The organism is Fischerella thermalis PCC 7521 (genome assembly GCF_000317225.1).
Classification (GTDB): Bacteria; Cyanobacteriota; Cyanobacteriia; order Cyanobacteriales; family Nostocaceae; genus Fischerella; species Fischerella thermalis.
Map to the genome: position 1 here is coordinate 18,389 of NZ_AJLL01000023.1, position 24,782 is coordinate 43,170.

A 24,782-nucleotide genomic window follows, 5' to 3' on the forward strand; every position below is an offset into this window, starting at 1 on the left:
AAACAATTGAATCACCCGCAAGTAAACTGCGATCATTCCTTTCATCTCCCTACATCGCAAACTCCTTGTCTGCCTTCGTGTTGTATAAACTGTACTCAGCAGACTTTATTCTCCCGCCATACCGCGACTTCTTCGGCTGGCGGTGGGTAGTTTACTTAAGAGCAACTTTTACCGGGGCTATTTGTACTTTATTGCTAGCAGGTTCTACAGCAGCATCTGTAGAAGTACTTTGAGTCTTCCACCACAAGACTACGGCTGGAACTGCACCTAAGAACAAACCTAGTAAGACGGGGATGGAAAAACCAGCCGCCAAACTCATGACTGTTGCAAAGCCAAAGTTGCTTAAATAAACAATCAAAGGTAAATTAAGTTGCGATCGCTCTAATTTGATCGGTGTATTCCGCCATAATAATGCAGCTACTGTCATAAACACTGAGCCAGTACCAATCCATCCAGCAAAGTTTTGATAAGGCATCCCAAAGAAAGCTCCTGGTTGCTGCCAATACCAAAAAGGTAGAGATGTTTGGCTCATTGCTGGATCAAGCACAAAGTCCCAAGAAGTCAGCAATAAAGCACCTAAAGCGATCGCGCCTAGATGACGCCACAAACTAGGTTTTTTATCAACTTCTAAACCAGCACGTGCTAGGAGGTAAGCTACACATCCTACGTAAAACCAAGATAAAGGAATAGTAAAAGGTACTAAACCCGCAATTTTATAACCCAACCCACTTAAGTAGCTGTAATGACCGAAAGGAAAGCCAGTACTGGTTCCTAGTAATTCACTGCTTAAAGAAATCAACACCGATGGCAGCAGAAATGAGAGCCACAAACCTAACCCTAATGTTCTATAAGCATATAAGGAAACTGCTGCTGCTCCCAAAATCATATAAACGACGCCGCCTCCAGCCAAACTCCATTGCATGGCGGTTTGTCCAATCTCTGCTAAATTCAAAATTATTTCAGCGTGAGGAACGACCAGTAATATTCCTACCAGTCCAAACACCATTGATACAATATGACCAATTAGGCACACGCGCTCAGCGATAACAAGTTGTTTCATAATATTTCCTGAATCAAGATGTGACACGTGGCTATATAACTGCTAACAGTTTACAAATGTTTAAGAATATATATAACTTAATTTTGCTGAAATTCTTCTGTTAAATTGCTCAATTGTTTTTTAGCAGAGCATCATCGCCTATTGATTACAGACAAGACAAGTCAGAAAATTTTAGTTATTGTTGCAGCTATTTAGCTTAAAAACGGGATTATTAAGTAGCAAGCCTGTAAAAATAAAGTTCTTGAAATAAAGGTTTTTTAATCCACGTAAGTGGGTTTTATATGTGTAGCAGCGACGTCTAGTCGCCAGGTGTATGACCCCCACGGGCAATTGCCCACAACGAAGGAATGAAAATTTGACTCCTCCTACAACCCTACACCCATTTTGAAGACAGATATCAAAGATGAAGTATGAAAAATTTTTCATCTTTCTGCCTTCCTAAAAGTATAAATCCCTGTGGCAATCACAACTCATCCTATGGCTTTTTTGCAAAGACTTCCTTGGTTTTCTTTAATACTGCTGTTGCTTACGTACACTACCTTTGGCTGGGTACTATCAAGATCCAGAACTCAGCCAATATTATGGCTAGCGGTTGCGATCGCTATTGTAATTTTTATTGCTATCTTGACTATTCCTTTATCAAAAATGGCTGACTATTCTGTAAGCTTATTTCGATCAAATCTAAGGTCATTTGGTATTGCTGTCTTGGGAGCTTTTTTGTTCTTTCTGATTATGGCCCGTTTTCGTCTATTTCTTGATACCTTGGTGATTATTGCTGTGACTATGTTGGTAAAAATAGACTTTCAAGCAGCAGGATTTAGCCAAATACTAGCTTTTTGGCTCACAGTGGCCTTTTCCTTTGCAGGTTTAGCCTTGGGTGTACTAGCAGAAAAGTTGATGTTTAACTATGGTCTAATTTTTTAAAATTAGGGCAGGTATTACTACCCGCCCCAAAATTACTGAATATTTAAGATGCAGCAACAGTTTCAGTAGCAGCAGGATAAACGCTGACTTTTTTACGGGTTTTACCCTTGCGTTCAAATTTTACAACACCATCCACGAGGGCAAATAGAGTGTCATCGCTACCAATTCCGACATTATTACCGGGGTGAAATTTAGTTCCACGCTGACGCACTAGAATATTACCTGCGCGAACAACTTGGCCACCATAGCGTTTGACACCTAGTCGTTGAGCATTTGAGTCACGACCGTTACGTGTACTACCTGTTCCTTTCTTATGAGCCATGATTTTCTCCCTTACAAAAATTGTTGTGCGTTGATCGTTAATAGTCGGTTGGAATAACTAACAACCAACAAACAACAATCAACAAGCAACTAATAACAAATTATTCTGCAGATTCTTGTGCAACCTCGGTTGTTGCTTCACTAGTTACAGAAGTTTCTGCTTCTGAAGCAAGCACAGAACCATTAAGGCTAATAGAATTGATCATCAGCCTAGTGATTTCTTGGCGATGTCCGCGTTTTTTGCGGGTTTTCTTTTTGGGCTTCATTTTATAGACTAGGACTTTACGACCCCGCAGTTGTCGCATCACTGTCCCTTCTACCTTTGCTCCTGTTACTAACGGCTGCCCAATTGTTACTTCGCCGTTGTGTTGCACTAGCAGTACTGATTCTATGCTAACTTTCTCATCGGGTTGGGCACAAAGCAGTTCAATGTCATAAAAGCGGCCTGGTTCAACTCTTAATTGTTTACCGCCAGTTTCAATAATCGCGTAAGTCATTTAATTGTCCTTAATGAGGTTGCCGTACAGGTAGCTGGCTTTGGTCTCAGAATAAACGCGATCGCCTGCGTTGTTGGAACTATTTTTGCCAGCTTTTGCAATACGTCTACCTGATCCGAGCAGGAATTAGACAGACAACCTATTAGCTTACTTTACAAATATATATTAGTCAAGCAAATCACCACATTTGAGGTAGTCCACAAAGGGCGGTGTTTTAAAGCGTGTGGTATTCAACAGAGGACTTAAAGTTCTCAGGGGTTGCAAAGGCGAGATACCAGACTTTTTTTCAAAAAGTTGGGATCTCGCAGCCTATCAAAATCAATGTGGTTGAGTAGTAGTGCTTTGTCTCATTAATTACGTGGGGTAAACTCCTTTTTGATTTCTCTTCCTTCGTTTACTTCGCGTCTTTGCAGTTCCTTTTTTTAACCCTTAAAACTAATGGGACAGACCAGTAGGTTCACTAGAGGAACTGTATCTTGTAATGAATGTTCATCTTGGTAGTGAAATTTTTTCATTGGGACTGTCCTCTGGCTTTATTTTGTTAAACCCTACAGCACATATTCATACAGTAAATCAATTGTTAACAAACAGTTGATATTTGGAGGCAAGTTATTCTTATACACCAGCAACAAATGATAAGTAACAATTACAAATGATGATTGTAATTGTATTGATTAGTGTTTTGAGTTAAAGCTGTGAATGGTATCTATGCTTTCCCAAGAGGGAGCAAAAGATGGAATTGATAAAGGGCAAGCTTTCCATCCAGACTTTACTGCTACATTTAATAGATTACACGTACCCCCGCGCTGCCCTAAGGGCGTATAATGCCGACAGTAGCGACAAGCAGAAACACAAGATTTTAAAGTTGTCATAACCAATTGTTTATGATTAAATAAGCATTCTCACCGGGAAAAATTTTTCCCCATCAAGTATGGCAATTATTTCCTCAAAAACACACAATAATTGTATGTTTCACTATAAAAACTTTGCATTACTAAACATAAGTTTATGTAGTAAGTATTACAAGGTTTTTTGCTTACGTATACTTGGTGAATTTTGTGTAAAGATACGAGAAATTACGGTTATCAATAATTAAATATCAATACTTATAATTAGTAATTATCGATAGCATTTATTAACTACCTAAACAAAATTATTAATTACAAATTTTTGTTGTTGGAATAGTAAACAGCGAAACCCTACTCCTGTTTCCTTATCTAACAGATAAATTAGACCTGCCTTAAAAATGGGTGTAGGGGTATAAGGGTGGAAGGGTGCAAGCGGATGAAATTTTCATACCCTCGTTGTGAATTATATTCATGGAGTCTCTTGCAAAATTTATAGATGTTGAATAGTAGGAAATATATATGAAAAGAATTGAAGTTGAAAAAAGAACTATTTTAATCGGTTTAGCAGGTAGTCATGGATATGGTTTAAATCGTCCAGAATCCGACTATGATTATCAGGGATTAAAAAATCCTTTTCCCTAAAAGATACATTACCAACTTTAATGATTGAAAAAATACTCAGAATATAGATGAGGTTAACTTTATTAAACAAGCGCTGCAATATCCTTATTCTTAATCTTCATCAAGTTATGAATCAAATTATTAAGTTTGTAATAACACTTGTTTCAGCTTGTAGGCTAATGCCGGAACTTTGAATCTAAATTGTGTATCCTGAAGACAACTGACATTACAACAAAATGGAGGTCTGATGACTCCCAAAATTATGCGTCAGCTTTGGTCTGTAATTGAGACTACCCAAACAAAGACGCTACTGCAATTAGATGATGCTAGCTTAGTACAGTGGTTGGTTAAGCAAACCAAAACGCAAGCTTTGCTAGATTGCCAAGAAACAGATTTTCTCTGTGACTACATTCAATCTCGCTTACCCCTCATCCGCGACCTTGCTAATGAACGTCAGTATTCATGAAAATAAGTCATTGGTTATCAGTCATTAATCATTGGTCATGGTTAACAACTACTAACTACTAACCATTAACTCTCGATAAATAACAAATGACAAAGGACTAATGACTTTATTGAGGTAAATATCCTTCTATTAAACAATCTGCTCCCACTACACGCACCTCTACACGTTCCAAAGACAATGCTTCAGTCATAGTGGTTAAACCCAAGTCACCGACGGGTGTAGGAGCATTGCTTCCACCAATTATTTTTGGAGCGATGAATGCTAGGATTTTCTGTACTGCTCCTTGAGCGATCGCATTAGCTGCTAGAGTTCCACCACATTCCCACAGCACGCTACAAAAGCCGCGATCATATAAGTAAGCCATTACTTTTTCTGGTGTCAGTGGCGATAATTCGATTACTTCTACTCCCTGTTTGAGCAGCATTTTTCGAGAAACAGGGTTGGCTCCTACATCTGTCAGCACCAAAGTAGGAGCCTCTTGAGTATTCCACAGATGAGCTTGTGCTGGTAAATTCAGACTGCGACTCATGACTATCCGCAGGGGATTATGCGCTCCCTGTTGACGACTGGTTAAATGTGGATTGTCCAGTCTCACCGTATTTCCACCGACAATGACAGCATCACAGGCTGCGCGCACTTGATGCACTACGCTACGAGCCTCCTGGTTAGTCACCCAAGCGCTATGACCAGTAGTCGTAGCTATTTTGCCATCTAAGGTCATAGCGTATTTTAATATGCCCAAGGGTCTTTTGTAGAGAATGCGATGGATAAAGCCTTCATTTAACTTTCGACAAGCTTCTTCTTCCACTCCAACTATGACTTCTATGCCCGCCGCACGTAATTTAGCAATACCACCACCAGCTACCAGGGGGTTAGGATCAACCATACCGACTACTACCTTGGCCACTCCAGCAGCAATTAATGCTTCTGAACAAGGAGGAGTGCGTCCGTAGTGATTGCAAGGTTCCAGACTAACATAGACAGTTGCCCCACGAGCATTTGCACCTGCTGCTTTGAGTGCAAAAACTTCAGCGTGCGGTTCACCTGCACGGGGATGAAAGCCTTCTCCAATAATTTCACCATCTTTAACAATCACTGCCCCTACCATCGGATTTGGGGAAGTGCATCCCAAAGCGCGCCGAGCAAGTTCCAAACAGCGCCGCATCATTGCCCGGTCAAACTCAGTTCCTACTTTTTGTTGGGGATGTGAATCTGATTTAATCACTGAATTTACTATAAGTACATTTTCTTAACTGTGATCAACTAGGGGCTGGAAATCAATTAAAAACAGAAAATGATAAATTTTTAATTTTCCTAGCCCTGTTCCAACTCTAGCTTTAATCCATCTTGCCAGAGATTGCCAAAATTCCAGAAAAAATTAAGGGTGAGGATAATTTGGGATTGTAGTCTCAAATTATCTCCACCCTTGACTTTTTGCCTGGTGGTTCATCGCAAGACCGCTAGTTAGAATCCAGGTTATCCACACTCCGCCCACAAAGATTTTAAAACTAACTTTTAAACTTGTTTTAGGATTGTTGCTCGGCTAATTTCAGTTGTTGCCACCAACGATTCAGAGGAAAATAAACCACTGGCGCCCAGAGGCTACTAACTATAGCAGAGGCTAGGGCTACCTTTTGATAATAACCCCAGATGTCTGCCGTATTGCGATCGCCCATAAAAATTAGTTGTAAAGCAAAAATTGTTTCCACCAAAACCGCCATGCCGAAGACAATTAAGGCGATGGAAATAAAATCTTCTTGAATAAAACGCTGTTTTTGCAGCAAAGCTGTTAGACAGCCTACCACTGCTAAACTGAGGGCGTGAGTGGGATCTGGTGATGTCATTGCATCCTGAAGTAATCCCAAAACTATACCCGCTAATGCACCTTGGAAAGGTGTACGCTTGACACTCCAAGCCACTACCCAAATTAATAACCAATTAGGGCCAATGCCTAATAGTTCCATACCAGGAAGACGGGTAAGCAGCATCAGCAAGCAGAGGATGACAGAACCAAAAATCACGGCCCAATTTACCATTAGTCGGAGGCGTGGATGCCAACGTGAAATGGGGTTGATTTTTATTATGGATTTTCGCGATCGCGATTTTGGCTTATTTTGCCTGCCACCCCGAAATGCAGGAAGTTTCATTTTTTTATTAAACACTCATGTGTAAAGTACACAAAAATATAGATATTAATCTTTACCCTTCATCCTTATTTTTGTGATTAGGGATTCTCCTGTTGTTGATTTTCTGGCTTGGGATATACTGTCACCCAATCCAAAGATCGAATAGATGGAAACAGTTCTACTTTCGCTACTGAGGCTGGCAGTTTCTTTAAATCTAGGGACTTAATTCTTCCTATAGGCCAACCAGAGGGAAACTTTTGGCTATAGGTCGATGTGACAACTACATCCCCAGGTTTGACATTGGGAACTTTTTCATAAAACTCCAGTACTGCTTCTGCGGAAGCATCGCCCCGTACAACTCCTTTGGCTCCTGTACGGCTGATATTTACACCCACCTTACTTTTCAGGTCACTAATTAATAACACACGGCTAGTATTAGGAGTTACACTCTCTACCAAACCGACTAATCCGCCTTCAGCCTTGACTACAAATCCTTCTTGAATTCCTGCTAGACTACCCCGGTTGAGAATCACTTGTTGCCACCAGTTGTCTGCACTGCGCCCTACGACCCGTGCTGGGATTGGACGTAACGAAATAGGCTCTTTTTCGACGTAACCCAACAACTGTTGCAGCTTTTTATTCTGGTTTTCTAATTCTGTTATTTGAGCTTCTAATTCTAATACACGAGCATCTTTCAACCGTTCCTCTGGATTTGTCCCTGGCTGCAATATCTGGAACTGACTGGTAACACCCTGATAAATCTCCAGTAACAGCGCTCCTTGAGTTTGTCTCAGTATCCAGGCTCCACCAACTATTAGAGACAGTATTCCAATGTGTAATCCTTTATGCTCCCACCAGCGACGTGCTGTAAACATATATACCTTTATTTAGCCGTGTAAATACTAACAAATTTGGATTATTTACAAACCCAATCTCAGGGATTGCTTGTTCTTACTACATATTTCGGGAACGACCGCTGAACACTCGTTCTAGCTGTTTGAAATTTTCTAACACGCGACCTGTACCTAATACAACACAGCAGAGAGGATCAGCAGCAACGTGGGTGACAATCCCGGTTTCATGGCTTATTAGAGTATCTAGTCCTTTGAGCAAAGCGCCGCCGCCTGCTAGCATAATGCCCCTGTCAATGATGTCTGCTGCTAGTTCTGGCGGTGTGCGTTCTAGAGTCCGCTTCACTGCTTCAATAATCACTGATAGCGGTTCCGACATACTTTCACGAATTTCTGGCCCTTTGATGGTTACAGTGCGCGGTAGGCCAGATAGTAGGTGCAAACCCCGGACTTCCATCATGGCGTCATCATCATCGTGAGTCGGGTAGGCAGAACCAATGCGAATCTTAATATCTTCAGCAGTACGTTCCCCGATCACCAGGTTATGAACTTTCTTCATATACTGCATTATTGATTCTGTTAGTTCATCTCCAGCAATACGTACTGATTCGCTCAGTACTGTACCCTGAAGACTCAGTACAGCTACTTCTGTAGTACCACCACCAATATCAATGATCATGTTGCCAGTTGGTTCGGCTACGGGTAATCCCGCCCCAATTGCTGCTGCCACAGGCTCATCAATGAGGTAAACTTCTCTGGCTCCCGCTTGTGTTGCTGCATCCATCACAGCTCGTCTTTCTACCCCTGTGACACCACTGGGTATACCAATGACAATCCGGGGTAATACTAGTGATTTACCTTCATTGACGCGCTGTATAAAGCTTTTTAACATGATTTCGGCTGTATCGAAATCAGCAATTACACCATCGCGCAAGGGGCGCAGGGCAATCACATTTCCCGGTGTTCGACCGAGCATTTTTTTGGCGTCTTCTCCTACTGCCAGTGCTACCTTTTCGTTTTGGTCGATGGCAACTACTGATGGTTCTTGAAGAACAATACCTTTACCAGATACATACACTAGGGTATTGGCGGTACCGAGGTCGATACCCATATCTCGCGATAAGGAAAACTTACTGAAAAGGCCCACGGGTTTTGTCGCCCCCTATTTCGATACTTTTGACTACTACCGTAAGAGAGAATCGTGCAGGATTTTATTACTTTTTTTGACCTGAGTCTAGTAAAGCAGGCTATATTTTGTATAACTTTTAGGAATCTTTGCCTTTTTGTGGCTGCTACTGTTTTATATTCTCTGACTGTAAAGACATATCCGTACACTTTTGTAGTTATAATAGGGTAATTTTTATCATTATAGTCAGTAAATATAATTGTTAATTATTTAACACAGTTTTTTCAGTTTGAGAATTCGCTATGATGAAAATCATTATGTATGAGTACGTCTGTACTGAAAGGTAACACCCATGAGCATTAACATCGTCACCTTAGTTGGTCGTGTAGGCGGCGACCCTGATATGAAGTATTTTGAGGATAGTGGTAGTGTCAAATGTAAACTAACACTAGCAGTAAGGCGGCGATCGCGTAGTAGTGATGAACCTGATTGGTTCAATTTAGAACTATGGGGAAATACTGCGGAGATCGCCGGTCGGTTTGTACGTAAAGGAAGCCTAATCGGAGTTAAAGGTTCCTTAAAATTTGATACTTGGAATGATCGCACCACCGGGGCGCTGCGTTCTTCCCCAGTAATCAGAGTAGATCAACTAGACTTGCTTGGTTCCAAGCGGGACGAAGCAGAGATGATGGATAATAATCCCGATAATTTTTAATCATTTTGTTGTTAGTTGTTAAGTAGGTCGGTGTTGAAAATTGTCGTTATGACAAGGCAGGAGGCAGAGGGCAGCTATGCTGAAGGGAAGAGCTTTTTGGGCAACTTTACTTTCCGTTACATAGTTCGGTTTTTTTGCACCGTTCTACTTAGTTGTTTGTTGTTTGAAAAAATCAATAATCAACAACCAACAACCAACACTTGACTAATAACTAATTTCCAACGTTACCGATGCTTCTACTTGCTGTTCACCACCTTCTACGGGAGTGGAAGCATTTGCTGTTTGAACCGCATCCGCACGAAACATGGGGCGTGGTGGTGGAGGTGGCGCGCTGGCGCCGTTGATTTGAATGCTTACTACTTCTTTACGCTGGAAACCCAAAACACTAAAAACGGCTTCAGCTTGTTGTTGAGCTTCTTGGGTAGCTTCTTTTAATGCTTGCTTTTGGGCTTGAGCGATCGCTTCATCAGTAGCCACAAAACTAATACCGCTAATCTGCGTTGCTCCAGCCTTGACAGCTTCATCTAACAACTGGCCAGCTTTATCAGTAGCAATGCGGAAACTTACAGTATTACTAGCACTATAACCAGTTAGACGTTGAATGTTATCTTTATAACTATATACTGGATTAAGAGTAATGCCAGTAGTTTGTAGTTTCTCCACATTACGGGTCTTGAGCAGTGTTACCACAGCTGATGATCTCCGAGCAGCCTCTTTTTGTGCTTCTTGAGCAGTTTTAGCCTGCACTTCTACACCTAATACAACTTCAGCCAGAGTAGCAGGAATTGATTCTACCCCGCGACCAGTAACAGTAAGAATTCGTAACATCCTCTGTTTCTCTTGTGCTAAGACAGGCTGGCTAAAAGTAATACATAGCAGCATGGCAAATGATAAACTCTTCCACAAGTTCCCAGTCAATAACTGAGAACCCAACAAGGTGGGTTTGTTCATAAAATTTCACTCCTCGAAATTATTTTTTTAGTGGTTGTTAGTTTTTAGTTGTTTGTTATTAGTTGTTTGTTGTTTGGAAGTACTTCTATACAGACGCAACGCTTTGTGTCCCTACTAACCAATGTACAGACGTGCCATGGCACGTTTCTACAACTACTAACAACTAACTAATTATGTGTCTCTACTTTGACACGTGATTATTACTATATCTAGGATGGTTACATTTTTAGAAACTTGAAAACTTCACGACAACTTTTGGAGATGCTTTCATGGCATATTGGTTGCTGAAAACTGAACCGGAGGAATATTCCTACTCAGATTTAGAACACAATGGCAGTACGGTTTGGAATGGAGTGAGCAATGCTTTAGCCCTAAAGCATCTACGGACAATGACCATTGGTGATTTAGCGTTAATTTATCACACTGGCAAGGAGCGGCGAATTATAGGTGTGGCAGAAGTAACCAGTCAACCTTACCCCGATCCAAAATTAGATGATGTTAAACGAGTAGTTGTAGATTTGCGGCCTGTGCAAAGACTACCTCTACCAGTTTCCTTAGCGCAAATAAAAAAAGATAGCAGCTTTGCAGACTTTGATTTGCTGCGTCTTCCCAGGCTATCTGTAGTCCCAGTGTCAGAGTTGCACTGGGAGCGCCTCCTACAGTTATCAAAGCAGTAATTATTAGACTTTTTGTAAAAGTCGAAATTAATCCTCCTCTGGCCCTTGAAAGGCGTCCCACCAGATTATCTGTAGTCGAATTAAAAGGAATTGTTATTAGTTGCGATCCCAAATCGCCCTATGATGATTAGCGCGGTGAAACAATCAACAAGAGTAGTTATGGAATTGTTGCCAGAAAACTTACAAACTTTACAAGGAAAAGTAGCAATTGTTACAGGAGCTTCACGGGGAATTGGAAGAGCGATCGCACGGGAATTAGCGAAATTTGGTGCTAGCGTAGTTGTCAACTATGCTAGTTCTAGTCAAGCGGCTGATGAATTAGTGTCAGAAATTACGCAAGCAGGGGGAAGTGCGATCGCGCTTGCGGCTGATGTCAGCAAAGAAGAACAAGTTGATGCTTTAATCAACGCTGCGATCGAAAAGTTCAATCGCCTTGACATCTTGGTCAATAATGCTGGTATAACCCGCGACACACTTTTACTCAGAATGAAGCCAGAAGATTGGCAAGCAGTAATTGATCTCAACTTAACTGGTGTATTTTTATGCACACGTGCCGCCAGTAAAATCATGCTCAAACAGCGTTCAGGACGGATCATCAACATTACCTCCGTTGCTGGACTCATGGGTAATCCCGGACAAGCCAACTACAGCGCTGCTAAAGCAGGCGTGATTGGTTTTACTAAAACTGTTGCGAAAGAACTAGCTTCTCGTGGCATTACTGTTAACGCCGTTGCCCCTGGTTTTATCGCCACTGATATGACCAGCAATCTCGATGCTGAAGGTATTCTCAAGTATATTCCCCTTGGTCGCTATGGTCAGCCAGAAGACATCGCTGGCATGGTGCGTTTCCTGGCTGCCGACCCCGCAGCAGGCTACATCACCGGACAAGTCTTTAACGTAGATGGCGGTATGGTGATGGCATAGAAAAAATTATGAATTTATGAATTATGAAACTGGGCTTTCGTCTTTTTCATAATTCATCATTCATAATTCATGTTGCCTTTACCCTCTGCCAAACGGTGAAACCTAACAAAGTAATAATACTGAGGGTAGTAGCAATTATAACTACCAAACTCATGCCTCGGATTGTCATCGCCAGCCAGTTGCAAACTAAAGCAATTGACCAAAGAGTCAAGGCTGCATGGCGCTGAGATAAACCCCAAGCTAGCAAGCGATGATGTAAATGGTCTTTTCCGGGAGTACTTAGGGGGTTTTTCCCTGCCATAAGTCGCCGCACAAATACTTGGGTAGTATCTAGCACTGGCAAAAGTAAAAACAAAACAGGTGGTACTAAAGAAAAAATTGTAGTGGCTTGTAGTTCACCGACAATAGCAGTTGCAGCTAGTACGTAGCCAAAAAAATATGCTCCGGCATCACCCATAATAATGTGTGACGGATGAAAGTTGTGGCGTAAAAAACCTAATGCTGCTCCTGCTAAGGCTGCCAAAACTAGTGTTGCTGCTGCCCAGTTGGGAAACTGCGCCGAAACAGCTAATAAACTCATAGCAGTGATAAAACTAACTCCTCCTGCCAAACCATCCATACCGTCCATCAAATTGATGGCATTAGTAATTGCTACCACCCAAAACACCGTTAGCGATGTGGAGAGTAGCGAGTCGAGGGGAGTACCAAAAGTAACTTTAATGCTAATGCCATTGCCAACCAACAGCAGGGCCGTCAGAATTTGTACTAACAGACGAACTGAGGGAGGTAAACCGAATTGGTCGTCAATAAAGCCAACTAGCACCAGTATCGAACCCCCCAAAAGAATAGTTAAAACCTGAGCTAGTACACCTTGAAGTTCAATTGGCCTTAACAAACTTGCCAAGATCAAAGCTGCTAGCACTCCTGCGTAGATAGCCAGACCGCCTGCATTTGGCAAAGGTTCTCGGTTTAAACGCCGTGCATTTGGTTGATCAGCCCAACCAACTCGTAAGGCAAATTTACGTACCTCTGGAATCAAACGCCACGTTACAACCCACGCCAATAGAAATGTAAACACTACTGCTAACCAGCCGGAACCGCTGGGTTCAGCAATACCAAGCGCCTCAAGGGAGCTGTATATATTCATCTCCCGTTTCCACCATTAATGCCAGTATCCAATATCAGCATCAAGTGTATAACAATCATTTTTTTTTCTCACTACAAATATGAGAGTATATGGACTGCCTTATTTGGGTTCTCGTAGCTTGAATTAAGGGAATAGGAGGAAATTTAGATTTTTTTGGGTGGATTCCCCTACATCCCTAAACCTATATACTCCTATAGCCTAGTAAAGATTAATAAACTCAACAGCTTATGGCTTGTTGACTTAGCACTCTTGGCTTGTGAGTGCTAAATTGTCTAATGGAAGAACTCACAAATTAAACCAAACTAAAAAGTATGGCCAAAATTATTGCATTTGATGAAGATTCCCGACGTGCCTTAGAAAGGGGCATCAATACTCTTGCTGATGCAGTGAAAATTACCCTGGGGCCAAAGGGCCGCAACGTCCTTTTAGAAAAAAAGTTTGGTACACCCCAAATCGTGAATGACGGGATCACCGTTGCTAAAGAAATTGAACTAGAAGATCCCCTAGAAAATACAGGGGCAAAACTCATCCAAGAAGTTGCTTCTAAAACAAAAGAAGTAGCTGGCGATGGCACAACTACAGCAACTGTACTAGCTCAAAGCATGATCCGCGAAGGTTTAAAAAATGTAGCAGCTGGAGCAAATCCAGTCGCAACAAGACATGGGATCGAAAAAACCGTAGAAAGGCTAGTGCAGGAGATTGCAGCAGTCGCCAAGCCAGTAGAAGGAAGTGCGATCGCTCAAGTCGCGACTGTTTCGGCTGGAAACGATGAAGAAATCGGTGCCATGATTGCCGAAGCAATGGAAAAAGTCACTAAAGATGGTGTAATCACCGTAGAAGAATCTAAATCCCTAACTACGGAATTAGAAGTAGTTGAGGGGATGCAGATTGACCGGGGTTACATTTCCCCCTACTTTATCACTGATAACGAACGGATGACGGTGGAATTTGAAAATGCCCGCATTCTGATCACCGATAAAAAAATCAGCAGCATTCAGGACTTAGTGCCTGTTTTAGAAAAAGTTGCCCGTTTGGGTCAACCTCTATTGATTATCGCTGAAGATGTAGAAGGGGAAGCTTTAGCAACTTTGGTAGTCAACAAAGCACGGGGTGTGCTGTCAGTTGCTGCGATTAAAGCACCTGGATTTGGCGATCGCCGCAAAGCGATGTTGCAAGACATTGCTATTCTGACAGGCGGACAATTAATTTCCGAAGAAATCGGTTTAAGTTTAGATATGGTTTCTTTGGAAATGCTGGGAGTTGCCCGTAGAATTTCCATTGACAAAGAAAACACAACCATCGTTGCTGATGGCGAACACAAAGACGACGTACAAAAGCGCATCGCTCAAATTCGTAAGCAGTTAGAAGAAACTGATTCCGAATATGACAAAGAAAAACTGCAAGAACGCATCGCCAAGCTAGCTGGTGGTGTAGCCGTAATTAAAGTTGGTGCAGCCACAGAAACCGAACTCAAAGACCGTAAATTGCGGATTGAAGATGCTCTCAACGCCACCAAAGCAGCCGTAGAGGAGGGTATAGTTCCTGGTGGTGGTACGATGCTGATTCACCTATCTACAAAAGTCGCTGAAATTAAAAACAGCCTCAACGAAGAAGAACAAATTGGTGCTGATATTGTTGGGCGATCGCTAGATGCACCCCTGCGCCAAATAGCAGATAACGCTGGTGTTGAAGGTTCTGTCATCGTTGAAAAAGTCCGTACTACAGAATTCAACGTCGGCTACAATGCTGCGACTGGTGAATTTCAAGACATGATCGCCGCAGGTATTCTTGATCCTGCCAAAGTCGTACGTTCTGCCTTGCAAAACGCAGCTTCTATTGCTTCTATGGTCTTAACTACCGAAGCTGTGGTTGCCGAAAAACCTGAGAAGAAACCCGCCGGTGGTGCTCCCGATATGGGTGGTATGGGCGGTATGGGTGGTATGGGTGGTATGGGTATGATGTAGCCTCATACTGTCTGTATCTAATATATTTGTCAGCAGTTTGCCTTGCTAAGGCAAACTGTTTTTTTCTACAATTTCTCACCCAGTATTATTTATATAACAAACTTAGCTATAATGCTGACCAATTCATTATTTTAGGACTTATGCACTCTCTATGCATTCTTGGCGTTCTTGGCGTCTTGGCGGTTTGATAAATTAAGCTTTTTGGCACTTTTCGCATAAGTCCTGCATTTTCTAAATAATGCATTTTTAATTGTTTAATTAATCTTTTAATCATTAATAACTTTGAATCAAATATCCAATGTTAAGATTTTTATTATTCAGCCATTCGTAGCAATAACACTTTATTATTGACTATTTAGGAAAAATAAAATGGCTAAAAAAAAGCATCACTTAAATTCAATAGTAACTGAACCAGAGAGTGAAGATTTCTATCATCAACCAGGAACTATACCAGGAACCATTATTGTTGATGCAAACGCACCACCACCAAAGATAATATTAATTGACTATAGCCCAACCGAAGCGATTAGCAAAGAAGTGGAAACACCAGAAGATTGTATTCCTTACCTAGATACTGAATCGGTAAGTTGGGTAGATGTCCGTGGTTTAGGTAGTGAAGATATTTTACAAAGATTAGGGCAGGTTTTTGAGTTACATCCTTTAGTTTTAGAAGATATTGTAAATGTGCCAGAACGCCCAAAAGTAGAAGATTACGAAGATCAATTAGTGATTATTGCACGTATGGTCATGCCTAAGAAAAAATCTCATGGGTTTCATAGTGAACAAGTCAGCTTAGTATTAGGAAAACATTACTTGCTGACAGTTCAAGAAGAACCAAAACGAGATTGTTTTGAAGCAGTGCGATCGCGCATTTTCAAAAATAAAGGTATTATTTGCAAAAATGGCCCAGATTATCTAGCCTATGCTCTTATGGATGCAATTATTGATGGCTTTTTTCCTGTCTTGGAAAAGTATGGCGAACGCATTGAAGATTTAGAGGATGAAGTTATCTCTCAACCTACACCTAAAACCTTAAAGAAAATCTATAAAGTTAAGCGAGAATTACTACAACTGCGTCGTGCGATTTGGCCACAACGCAACTTACTTCATACTTTGATTCAGGACGAAAATGAAATGATTAGTCATGAAGTACGAGTTTATTTGCGAGACTGTTATGACCATGCAGTACAAGTCATAGATATGCTAGAAACCTATCGAGAACTTGCATCAGGTTTAATGGACGTTTATCTTTCGGCGGTCAGTAATAGAATGAATGAAATTATGAAATTGCTAACTGTGATTTCAGCAATTTTTATTCCTCTAACTTTTATTGCTGGCGTCTATGGGATGAACTTTAATACAGAAAAATCACCATATAATATGCCTGAGTTGAACTGGTATTGGGGATACCCAGCTTGTTTAGCAGTGATGGCAGTCATCGCAGGTATCTTACTATATATTTTTTGGCGCAAGGGATGGCTAGAAAATAGTTCGAGATTAAACCGTTAAATCAGTGAACAGTAAACTGCTAACTGATAACTGTTCACTGCACATGAAAATGTTTACAGGAGTTTATATACATGGTAGCCAGAAATGAGGGGAATTTAATTTTTTTGACGCTGTATATTATCGGCGTCACATATACCTTTACAAAAATGATTGAGTCCATCGACGACAAAATCAAGTTTATTTTTGAGAAGCAAGTTGTCGATGAGCAACTCAAAGACAAAGACCTGCAAAATGATATCGGTATCTCTTTTAGGCTCAGCCCCTCATATTTTATTGATGAATTGAAAGAATTATCTGTAAGTATTGAAAATAAATCTCAAAATCTTGCCTTATATGTAGACTGGGATAATTGCTCTTTAGTAGTTGAATACAACAAGCAATCACGACGAGTCATTCGCAAATCACCAGATGTCACGCGTGACCTTGGTGTACCGCAAAGTCCTAGCTTAATCGCCCCTAGCAAAACTCTCTCAGCAGCAGTGACTGCTGAAGATGTTTTTAAATTGGATGAGTTAACAAAAACATACCAAGTCAATACTCCTTTGATTAATATTAGTGCACTGGGAAAAAGCCCTGTGAAAGCGCAAAGGTTATTATTTCAAGATTTTATGGATGGAAAAAAAGAATTAAAATTTTCTTTGCAGCTAGTATTGAGAATCTCTGAATTGCGGGTTGGTCTAGCTCCAGGTGAGAATAAACCCCCTATGTGTATTATCGATTGTCCTTTCACAATCAAAAAACTGCCTTGGTATTACGCTATGCCTTGGAATAGAAAACGTTAAAAGGTCATTCAGGACTACACTAGTATTGGTAGAGAGTAGGCGTAGGCGGTTGCAGACTAGCCAATTTGTGCATAGTTTGAGGAAAGTCCGGGCTCCCGAAAGACCAAACTTGCTGGGTAACGCCCAGTGCGAGCGATCGCGAGGATAGTGCCACAGAAAGATACCGCCAAGAGTAGGTAATGGGTAAAGGGTAATGGGTAACGGGAAAAAACCAATTACCAATTACCTTTTCCCCAATTACCAATCTTTGGTAAGGGTGCAAAGGTGCGGTAAGAGCGCACCAGCAACATCGAGAGGTGTTGGCTCGGTAAACCCCGGTTGGGAGCAAGGCGAATGGAACTACGGTTGGTCTTTTACCAGTTCCGCGATCAGAGCCGCTAGAGACGTCTGGTAACAGCCGTCCCAGATAGATAACCGCCCTCTTGAATTAAGAGAACAGAACCCGGCTTACTACCGACTCTCTACTCAGATGGAATGATAGCAAGCACAAGCTACATTCCATTCTTTGCTTTGAAGTTCCCTCCGGGACGCTGCACGTAGACGCTGAACGCGTCTACAAAATTTTCGCAAAATCTAAAATCCAAAATCTAAATCGGATGACCCTCGCTTATCCACGCCGACAACGACAACTTGAAAGTCTAGTCAGAAAATTAGGTTTGGCAGTAGAAGCACCAATTAAATGGCAACTGCTAGACTTAGCACTAACTCATCCAACCGTATCTGAGTCAGCAAATTATGAACATCTGGAGTTTGTTGGTGATGCTGTGGTGCGGTTGGTAGCAGCAATTGTGTTGTGGGAGAATTATCCAAATTGTCCGGTGGGAGATTTTGCGGCAATTCGTTCGGTATTAGTGAGCGATCGCATTTTAGCTCAACTAGCACGCTCTTACGGTTTTGAACTATATTTACTTGTGGCTGGCAGTGCTACTGCTGACAAAGCTGGTCAACAGTCAAGATTAGCAGATGCTTTTGAAGCAGTTCTGGGAGCGCTTTACCTCAGCACAAACAACCTAGATTTAATTCGTCCTTGGCTAGACCCTCACTTCAAAGAACTGGCAGCAGAAATTCGCCTCGATCCAGCCAGACTAAATTACAAAGCTGCTCTGCAAGAATGGACTCAAGCCCAGTTTAAGGTTTTACCAGAATATCGAGTTGTAGAAATTAGTCAGCCTCATAATAATCAAGAGCGTTTCATTGCCCAAGTGTGGTTGCACGGACAAAAATTTGGTGAAGGAAAGGGCCGTTCCATTAAAGCTGCCGAACAAGCAGCAGCAAAAGTTGCTTTTTTAACTCTAAGTACACAGGAAAATCACTAATTACTTCCAAGCAAAAAGTTAAAATTCCAGGGTTTTTCCCAATTGACGATAGTTATATAGACTACACACGATTGAGTAGAGGCGTGATCTTTCTCGTTCACATCTTGCACTAAGCCGTGAACTAAAGTTCACAACTCAAAGCTTAAACCTGTTAAAACAAGCTGAAATTTTGATTTAGTCTGCTTCTAGTTCTCGTTACCAAGTTCTTCAACTTAGTGACGAGGTTTTGGAGGTTCAGCCTTATAGACCTCTTGCACAAATATTTTGACCCCACCCTAACCCTCCCGGTTCACGGGGGATTGAGGGGGCTTTCAGGATTCATGCAACAGGTCTAATGACTGCAACTAGTGCAAGACACGAGTTCACGTCTTTATTCTTGACTCTTGACACTTGACTAATGACTAATCAAATTAAAATTGCTGTCGTTGGAGTAGGACGTTGGGGCGTGCATTTGTTGCGAAATTTTCTAGAAAATCCCCAGGTTGCAGTTGCAGCAGTGGTAGACCCCAATTCAGAGCGTTTGGCAACAGTACAACGTCAATATTTTTTTAGTAAAACTACGGAAAAAAGCATATTATTAACAACCGAATGGCAAAAAATTAAGCAAATAACAGATTTAGATGCAGTCGTAATAGCCACTCCTGCTAGCACACATTACTCCCTAATTACTGATGCTTTAGATTGGGGATACCATGTTTTAGCAGAGAAACCTTTAACTTTAAACCTAAAGGAATGTCATGAACTCTGTCAGCTAGCCCAAAAACGGCAACGGCAACTCATGGTAGACCACACCTATCTATTTCATCCAGCAGTGGAACGAGGACAAGTTGTTGTTCAGGAAGGAGAATTAGGGGATTTGCGCTACGGCTATGCTTGTCGTACCCATCTCGGACCAGTCCGCCAAGATGTTGATGCCCTATGGGACTTAGCAATTCATGATATTGCTATATTTAATACTTGGTTAGGTCAACAACCAGTGAGCGTACAAGCATCGGGTAGGGTGTGGCTACAAGAGAAGGTAGGGAAGTTGGGAGAACCGGAGGTGGGGAGAAGCATCACTCCATCTCCCCATCTGCCCATCTCCCCATCAGGTTTAGCCGACTTAGTGTGGGTGACACTAACCTACCCTAATGGTTTTCAAGCTTATATTCATTTGTGTTGGCTCAATCCTGATAAGCAGCGACGTTTAGTAGTTGTAGGTAGTCGAGGCAGTTTAATTTTTGATGAAATGTCAGCTGCATCACCTTTAACGCTGCTGCATGGCGAACTAGAAATGCAAGCCAATAATTTTATTCCTGTCAATCAAAGCCAACAAGTGCTGCAAATCGAAAAAAATGAACCATTAAAACGAGTATGCGATCGCTTTGTTCATTGCATCCACAACAATACTCCTTGCATGGTTTCATCTGGTTGGATAGGCACGCAGTTAGTAAATATTCTTGCTGCCCTGACAGAATCACTTAACCAGAATGGCAAACTTGTTGTATTGAACACAGATCATTACTGAGTTCTGGTTTTTGGCTAAGAGAGTTTAATTCTCCCACTCTCCTCATACCAAGTTGTGGTCAAGCGTAACACTTTTGGCAATGGGGAGATGGGGTGAAATTCTCTCCCCATCAGGAAACTCCCTATCTTCCGATACCTCAGTTACTATTTTTGAATGCAACTTAGTACCATCTTCTGTGTTCTCCTGATGGGTATCTATCAAAGGTAAAATAATTTTCACTGTTGTACCTTGATTGATACCTTTACTTTCAAGGGTGATCTTACCTCCCATCAGTTCAATTAAGTTGCGTGAAATAGCCAATCCCAGTCCTGTACCACCAAATTTGCGTGTAGTACCATCATCCACCATGACAAACGGGCGAAATAACTTTTGTTGCTGGGCGGGATCAATGCCCACACCTGTATCTTGAACAGTAACAATCACCTGGGATTTACCATCAATTTGTTGAATTTCTGTTGTGATTGTAATGCTGCCCTCCTCAGTAAATTTAGTAGCATTACCGAGAATATTAATTAATACCTGCTTCAGTTTGGCTGAATCAGCATTCACCAATATCAACTCGCTCATCTGTTGAGGAATATTTAACTGCAAGCCTTTTTGTTGAATATTCACAGATTGCAAATTGATGACTTCTTTGAGTAATTTTTGCAGGTCTATTGGTTCTAAAGATACAGAGAGTTTACCAGCTTCTATTTTGGAAATATCAAGCAGTTCATTAATAATACCTAGTAAGTGAATTGCAGTGTCATCAGCACGCTTGAGGAATTCGAGTTCTTCTTCTCGATCATCACACAAGTCATCTCGAACTAGGCGAATACAATTAATAATAATGTGTAGTGGATTTCTCAATTCATGAGAAGTTGCTGCCAAAAACTGACTTTTACTCTGGTTAGCGGTTTTTGCTTCTTTCCAAGCTATTTCTACTTCTTCTGCCCAAGCTTTGAGACGTTCTAGCATCTGATCCAATGCTTGAGCCAGTTGATTGAATTCTCGGATTTTAAAGTTGCGCGGGACTGGTACTGTACTATGGTGACTGTGGAGATTCAGAGCATAGTCGCGCAATTCTTCTACAGGAAGAGCCAAGCAACGAGCTAAATATAAAGCTGCCAAAACACTGGCACCAATTAAGCCAAATGTCAAAACAATCAAAATTAGTTTGATTTGTCCTAAATCATACAAAGCATTGTCCAGACTAGTAACCGCTAAAATCACCCACTTTTGCTGTTTTCCTTGGATGATTGGACTGTCAATCGCAGTGTAACCAGCGAGTAATTCTTCTCCCTCTTTATCAAAAAATAAATGCAGAGTATCTTGCTTACCAGCAATGGCATTTTTCATGATCATTTGCAGACGTGAAGCATCTATATGCTGGGCAATATTAGTACCAATTCGACTAGCAATTGGATGTGCTAAAATTATTCCATTTTCGGCAATAACTACTGTTGATCCTGTAAGTAGGCCAGGTTTATTTTTGATTTTTTCGCGTAGAACCGTTGATTTGAAGACTAAATTGTAGCGCCATTGACCAGCAAGATCGTAAACTGGTGCTGATAATAGTAACTTTAGTTTACTTTGTTCATCTTTATTTCCGGTAGTGTTCAATTTTGGTGATAATAACTTTACTTCTAATTCCTGATCAGAAAAAGAAGAATTTAATTGACTTATTGGTTCTTTGCCACAAGTACTAGCACTAATCGTATCGCTATTAGAATCTACTAATTGTATGCATTCAATTTGCCGTGGTTGCTGTTGTGCTAGCTGATGCAAAAACTCTTCTATTTGGGGAAGTGTACCTGATTGAATTACCTGGGTTTTAGTCGCACTGAGCAAATTTGCTTTTAAAGCAGCGAATGTATCTGCAATCTTTTCTCCCTTGAGAACGGCACTTGCGGTTAAATTTTGACGGGCAGTTTCTAGCAGACTATAACGTGCTTTTTGATAGGCAACTATTTCACCTATCAATAATACTGGAACAGACAGGAGCAAAATCTTTGATACTAAAATCCTTCTAAAGGAGGATTGACGCTGCTTAGCCATCGGCACTCTCACTTGGCATTTGCAAACCACAACAGCAACCAAATGCAATTAGATTAACTAATATTATTAAGCAATGAATATTGGTTGTTGCCCAAAATTTTAAACCATCATATGACTGGATAGCAAAAAAATACATCTTACACAAACACTGAAAGCAACTAGTTGTGATTGCAAATTTAATTTTATGCAAATAAAGCAGTGAAATTAGTTGTAAACAGGAATGTGCCAGTATCATTATTTTTGATAATCAAAAGTCAAAAATATTAGAGAAAAAATATACAAAAAATCAATGATCAAATATCGACCTTATACTACGGTGGTTTTAGCCATGAGTGCAGATGGCAAGATCGCTGATGTTACGCGATCGCCTGCTCGCTTTGGCTCCAATAGCGATAAAGCACATCTAGAAAGCAAAATCGCTGCTGCTGATGCAGTCTTATTTGGTGCTGATACTCTCCGCGCTTACGGCACAACACTGACAGTAACGAATCCACAACTGCTGCAAAATCGAACACAAGGGGGTAAACCCCTTCAACCAGTACAGATAGTAATTACACACACTGCCAACCTAAATCCGGAAATTCGCTTTTTTCAGCAGTCGATTAAACGTTGGTTGCTCACCACAACCACAGGGGCGGTTTTTTGGCATAAAAGACCTGAATTTGAGCAGATTTTGGTATTTGAAACAGAAGAGGGAAAAATTGACATTGCAGCAGCCCTAGAGCATCTAGCAAAATTAGGTGTAGCACGATTAGCAATACTAGGTGGTGGTGAATTAGTCGCCTCTATGGTGGAATTAGATTTAATAGATGAACTCTGGCTGACCATTTGTCCCTTAATTTTAGGTGGTACTGGTGCGCCTACACCTGTGGGAGGCAAAGGATTTTCACCAAAATTAGCTCCCCAGCTAAAACTTCTAGAAGTTAATACTGTAGGACAAGAGGTTTTTCTTCATTATCAAGTTGTTCGTTAGTTAATGGTTGATAGTTGGTTGTTATTGGTTAGTGGTTAGTGGTTAGTGGTTTTTCACTACCCCTCACACTCCCCATCACCCCCCAACCCCACAAAGTGGGGACCCCTAGCCCCCCATCACCCCACCCCCAATCCCTCATCAATAGTTGTAAGATAATTATTAATTTTTGTATCGGAAGCTCGCGATGGTGGAACAACTAAAGCCTCGCTACTCTGTTGCTTGGATCAATAAAATTGCCGAAGTTACCCAATCGATTTGGGATGCTTTAGCACTACCACTGACAACCCCATTTTTAGAGTGGAACTGGCTGAACAATTTGGAAACTTCAGGTAGCGCCACAGCTAAAACCGGTTGGTTACCTAATCACCTCACCTTGTGGCGAGACAGAACACTCATTGCTGCTGCTCCACTTTACTTAAAGGGACACAGTTATGGCGAATTTGTGTTTGATCACCAATGGGCTGATTTGGCGCAACGTATAGGTGTAGAATATTACCCAAAAATGTTGGGTATGTCACCGTTTACCCCTGCGGAAGGTTATCGATTTTTAATTGCGCCTGGGGAAGATGAAGATGAGATTACAGCAATTATGGTGCATGAAATTGATGCTTTTTGCTCAAAACATCGTATTTCTGGTTGCCATTTTCTCTATGTAGATCCCCAATGGCGTCCTGTTTTAGAACGCTGCGGTTTTACTGCTTGGCTGCATCATAGCTATATTTGGCAGAATCTTAGCTTTCAAACTTTTGATGATTATCTAGCAGTATTTAACGCTAACCAGCGCCGCAATATCAAGCGAGAACGCAAAGCGGTAGAGAAGGCTGGTTTGCGACTACAACCTTTGTGTGGAGAAGAAATTCCCAAGTCTTTATTTGGGTTAATGTACGAGTTTTATGCAGATACTTGCGATAAATTTGGCTGGTGGGGTAGTAAATATCTAACCAAGCGGTTTTTTGAGCAGCTACATGATAATTATCGTGATCGCGTTTTATTTTTCGCTGCATATAACGAACACAATCAGCATCAACCAATGGGGATGTCTTTTTGTTTGTTCAAGGGCAATAGGATGTACGGGCGCTACTGGGGTAGCTTTCAAGAAATAGATTGTTTACATTTTAATGCTTGTTATTATGCCCCGATTGAATGGGCGATCGCTAACGGTATCCAAATTTTTGACCCTGGTGCAGGCGGACGCCACAAAAAACGCCGTGGTTTTCCAGCAATGCCAAACTATAGTTTGCATCGTTTTTACAACAATCGTTTGCGACAAATTTTGTGTTCTTACATCGCTGAAGTAAATGAACTCGAACAAGAAGAAATTGAAGCAATCAATGCAGAATTACCATTTTCTCAAAAATATAATTGAAGCCTAAAATTCTCCTCTAACAGACTAATTAGACGAAGATAAGAACTAAACTTGAGAAAGGGTAAAAAATCCTT

At 41.2% G+C, this 24,782-nt stretch carries 23 protein-coding genes and 1 other RNA gene; 14 read left to right on the plus strand and 10 right to left on the minus strand.

The window, feature by feature from the left end:
* Nucleotides 1-151: 151 nt before the first annotated feature.
* On the minus strand, nucleotides 152-1,060 hold the full coding sequence (cruF, locus tag UYK_RS0105235; protein ID WP_009458030.1) for a gamma-carotene 1'-hydroxylase CruF: 909 nt from the start codon (nucleotides 1,058-1,060) through the stop codon (nucleotides 152-154).
* A gap of 477 nt (nucleotides 1,061-1,537) precedes the next feature.
* Between cruF and UYK_RS0105240 the strand changes: the two genes are divergently transcribed.
* Nucleotides 1,538-1,984, plus strand: a complete 447-nt coding sequence (locus UYK_RS0105240) for a hypothetical protein (protein ID WP_009458029.1) — start codon at nucleotides 1,538-1,540, stop codon at nucleotides 1,982-1,984.
* Between the two features lie 43 nt (nucleotides 1,985-2,027).
* Here the strand turns inward: UYK_RS0105240 and rpmA are convergent, their stop codons facing one another.
* Both rpmA and rplU read right to left on the minus strand, forming a co-directional pair.
* Nucleotides 2,028-2,306, minus strand: a complete 279-nt coding sequence (gene rpmA, locus UYK_RS0105245) for a 50S ribosomal protein L27 (RefSeq protein ID WP_009458028.1) — start codon at nucleotides 2,304-2,306, stop codon at nucleotides 2,028-2,030.
* Between the two features lie 100 nt (nucleotides 2,307-2,406).
* Entirely contained in the window at nucleotides 2,407-2,802 is a 396-nt protein-coding gene (gene rplU, locus UYK_RS0105250; protein ID WP_009458027.1) for a 50S ribosomal protein L21, read from the minus strand.
* A 1,367-nt stretch (nucleotides 2,803-4,169) separates the two neighbouring features.
* Here rplU and UYK_RS25965 point away from each other — a divergent pair.
* Together UYK_RS25965 and UYK_RS0105260 are read left to right on the plus strand one after the other, a co-directional pair.
* A complete protein-coding gene (locus UYK_RS25965; RefSeq protein WP_009458026.1) occupies nucleotides 4,170-4,292 on the plus strand; it encodes a nucleotidyltransferase domain-containing protein in 123 nt (40 codons plus the stop codon).
* A 226-nt stretch (nucleotides 4,293-4,518) separates the two neighbouring features.
* A complete protein-coding gene (locus tag UYK_RS0105260) occupies nucleotides 4,519-4,737 on the plus strand; it encodes a hypothetical protein (RefSeq protein ID WP_009458025.1) in 219 nt (72 codons plus the stop codon).
* Between the two features lie 106 nt (nucleotides 4,738-4,843).
* Here the strand turns inward: UYK_RS0105260 and ribD are convergent, their stop codons facing one another.
* The 4 genes from ribD to UYK_RS0105280 all read right to left on the minus strand — a co-directional run bounded on the left by ribD (nucleotide 4,844) and on the right by UYK_RS0105280 (nucleotide 8,825).
* Complete coding sequence (ribD, locus tag UYK_RS0105265) at nucleotides 4,844-5,962, minus strand: bifunctional diaminohydroxyphosphoribosylaminopyrimidine deaminase/5-amino-6-(5-phosphoribosylamino)uracil reductase RibD (protein ID WP_009458024.1); 1,119 nt, start codon at nucleotides 5,960-5,962, stop codon at nucleotides 4,844-4,846.
* A gap of 301 nt (nucleotides 5,963-6,263) precedes the next feature.
* A complete protein-coding gene (gene mreD, locus UYK_RS0105270) occupies nucleotides 6,264-6,884 on the minus strand; it encodes a rod shape-determining protein MreD (protein ID WP_026086369.1) in 621 nt (206 codons plus the stop codon).
* 77 nt (nucleotides 6,885-6,961) lie between these two features.
* Nucleotides 6,962-7,738 (minus strand): rod shape-determining protein MreC, encoded by a 777-nt coding sequence (gene mreC / locus UYK_RS0105275; protein ID WP_009458022.1) that lies wholly within the window; start codon nucleotides 7,736-7,738, stop codon nucleotides 6,962-6,964.
* 79 nt (nucleotides 7,739-7,817) lie between these two features.
* Nucleotides 7,818-8,825 carry a rod shape-determining protein gene (locus tag UYK_RS0105280; protein ID WP_009458021.1) on the minus strand — a complete coding sequence of 336 codons (1,008 nt, stop codon included), beginning with the start codon at nucleotides 8,823-8,825 and terminating at the stop codon, nucleotides 7,818-7,820.
* A gap of 367 nt (nucleotides 8,826-9,192) precedes the next feature.
* Between UYK_RS0105280 and UYK_RS0105285 the strand changes: the two genes are divergently transcribed.
* Nucleotides 9,193-9,555 (plus strand): single-stranded DNA-binding protein, encoded by a 363-nt coding sequence (locus UYK_RS0105285; RefSeq protein ID WP_009458019.1) that lies wholly within the window; start codon nucleotides 9,193-9,195, stop codon nucleotides 9,553-9,555.
* Between the two features lie 204 nt (nucleotides 9,556-9,759).
* On the opposite strand, the gene UYK_RS0105290 is transcribed toward UYK_RS0105285, so the two are convergent.
* Nucleotides 9,760-10,506, minus strand: coding sequence for an SIMPL domain-containing protein (locus tag UYK_RS0105290; protein WP_009458017.1), 747 nt, complete (start codon nucleotides 10,504-10,506; stop codon nucleotides 9,760-9,762).
* Nucleotides 10,507-10,775: 269 nt separating this feature from the next.
* Between UYK_RS0105290 and UYK_RS0105295 the strand changes: the two genes are divergently transcribed.
* Together UYK_RS0105295 and fabG are read left to right on the plus strand one after the other, a co-directional pair.
* Entirely contained in the window at nucleotides 10,776-11,183 is a 408-nt protein-coding gene (locus tag UYK_RS0105295) for an EVE domain-containing protein (RefSeq protein WP_009458016.1), read from the plus strand.
* 159 nt (nucleotides 11,184-11,342) lie between these two features.
* Nucleotides 11,343-12,107, plus strand: coding sequence for a 3-oxoacyl-[acyl-carrier-protein] reductase (gene fabG / locus UYK_RS0105300; protein ID WP_016871049.1), 765 nt, complete (start codon nucleotides 11,343-11,345; stop codon nucleotides 12,105-12,107).
* A gap of 67 nt (nucleotides 12,108-12,174) precedes the next feature.
* Here the strand turns inward: fabG and UYK_RS0105305 are convergent, their stop codons facing one another.
* Nucleotides 12,175-13,254 (minus strand): MraY family glycosyltransferase, encoded by a 1,080-nt coding sequence (locus tag UYK_RS0105305; RefSeq protein WP_009458012.1) that lies wholly within the window; start codon nucleotides 13,252-13,254, stop codon nucleotides 12,175-12,177.
* 311 nt (nucleotides 13,255-13,565) lie between these two features.
* Here UYK_RS0105305 and groL point away from each other — a divergent pair, with 311 nt between their 5' ends.
* From groL to UYK_RS0105330, 6 genes are all read left to right on the plus strand, one after another.
* Nucleotides 13,566-15,218, plus strand: coding sequence for a chaperonin GroEL (groL, locus tag UYK_RS0105310; protein ID WP_009458011.1), 1,653 nt, complete (start codon nucleotides 13,566-13,568; stop codon nucleotides 15,216-15,218).
* Between the two features lie 369 nt (nucleotides 15,219-15,587).
* Nucleotides 15,588-16,727 (plus strand): magnesium/cobalt transporter CorA, encoded by a 1,140-nt coding sequence (gene corA, locus UYK_RS0105315; RefSeq protein WP_009458009.1) that lies wholly within the window; start codon nucleotides 15,588-15,590, stop codon nucleotides 16,725-16,727.
* A 71-nt stretch (nucleotides 16,728-16,798) separates the two neighbouring features.
* Nucleotides 16,799-17,509, plus strand: coding sequence for a hypothetical protein (locus UYK_RS0105320; protein WP_009458007.1), 711 nt, complete (start codon nucleotides 16,799-16,801; stop codon nucleotides 17,507-17,509).
* A gap of 31 nt (nucleotides 17,510-17,540) precedes the next feature.
* Nucleotides 17,541-17,975, plus strand: an RNA gene (rnpB, locus tag UYK_RS24650) — RNase P RNA component class A.
* Nucleotides 17,976-18,105: 130 nt separating this feature from the next.
* Complete coding sequence (rnc, locus tag UYK_RS0105325) at nucleotides 18,106-18,825, plus strand: ribonuclease III (protein WP_009458005.1); 720 nt, start codon at nucleotides 18,106-18,108, stop codon at nucleotides 18,823-18,825.
* A gap of 397 nt (nucleotides 18,826-19,222) precedes the next feature.
* Complete coding sequence (locus tag UYK_RS0105330) at nucleotides 19,223-20,332, plus strand: Gfo/Idh/MocA family protein (protein ID WP_009458004.1); 1,110 nt, start codon at nucleotides 19,223-19,225, stop codon at nucleotides 20,330-20,332.
* Between the two features lie 42 nt (nucleotides 20,333-20,374).
* Here UYK_RS0105330 and UYK_RS0105335 read toward each other — a convergent pair whose 3' ends face one another.
* Complete coding sequence (locus UYK_RS0105335; RefSeq protein ID WP_009458003.1) at nucleotides 20,375-22,369, minus strand: sensor histidine kinase; 1,995 nt, start codon at nucleotides 22,367-22,369, stop codon at nucleotides 20,375-20,377.
* Between the two features lie 289 nt (nucleotides 22,370-22,658).
* Here UYK_RS0105335 and UYK_RS0105340 point away from each other — a divergent pair, with 289 nt between their 5' ends.
* Nucleotides 22,659-23,342 (plus strand): RibD family protein, encoded by a 684-nt coding sequence (locus tag UYK_RS0105340; protein ID WP_009458002.1) that lies wholly within the window; start codon nucleotides 22,659-22,661, stop codon nucleotides 23,340-23,342.
* Nucleotides 23,343-23,526: 184 nt separating this feature from the next.
* A complete protein-coding gene (locus tag UYK_RS0105345) occupies nucleotides 23,527-24,708 on the plus strand; it encodes a GNAT family N-acetyltransferase (protein ID WP_009458001.1) in 1,182 nt (393 codons plus the stop codon).
* The last annotated feature ends 74 nt before the right edge of the window (nucleotides 24,709-24,782 follow it).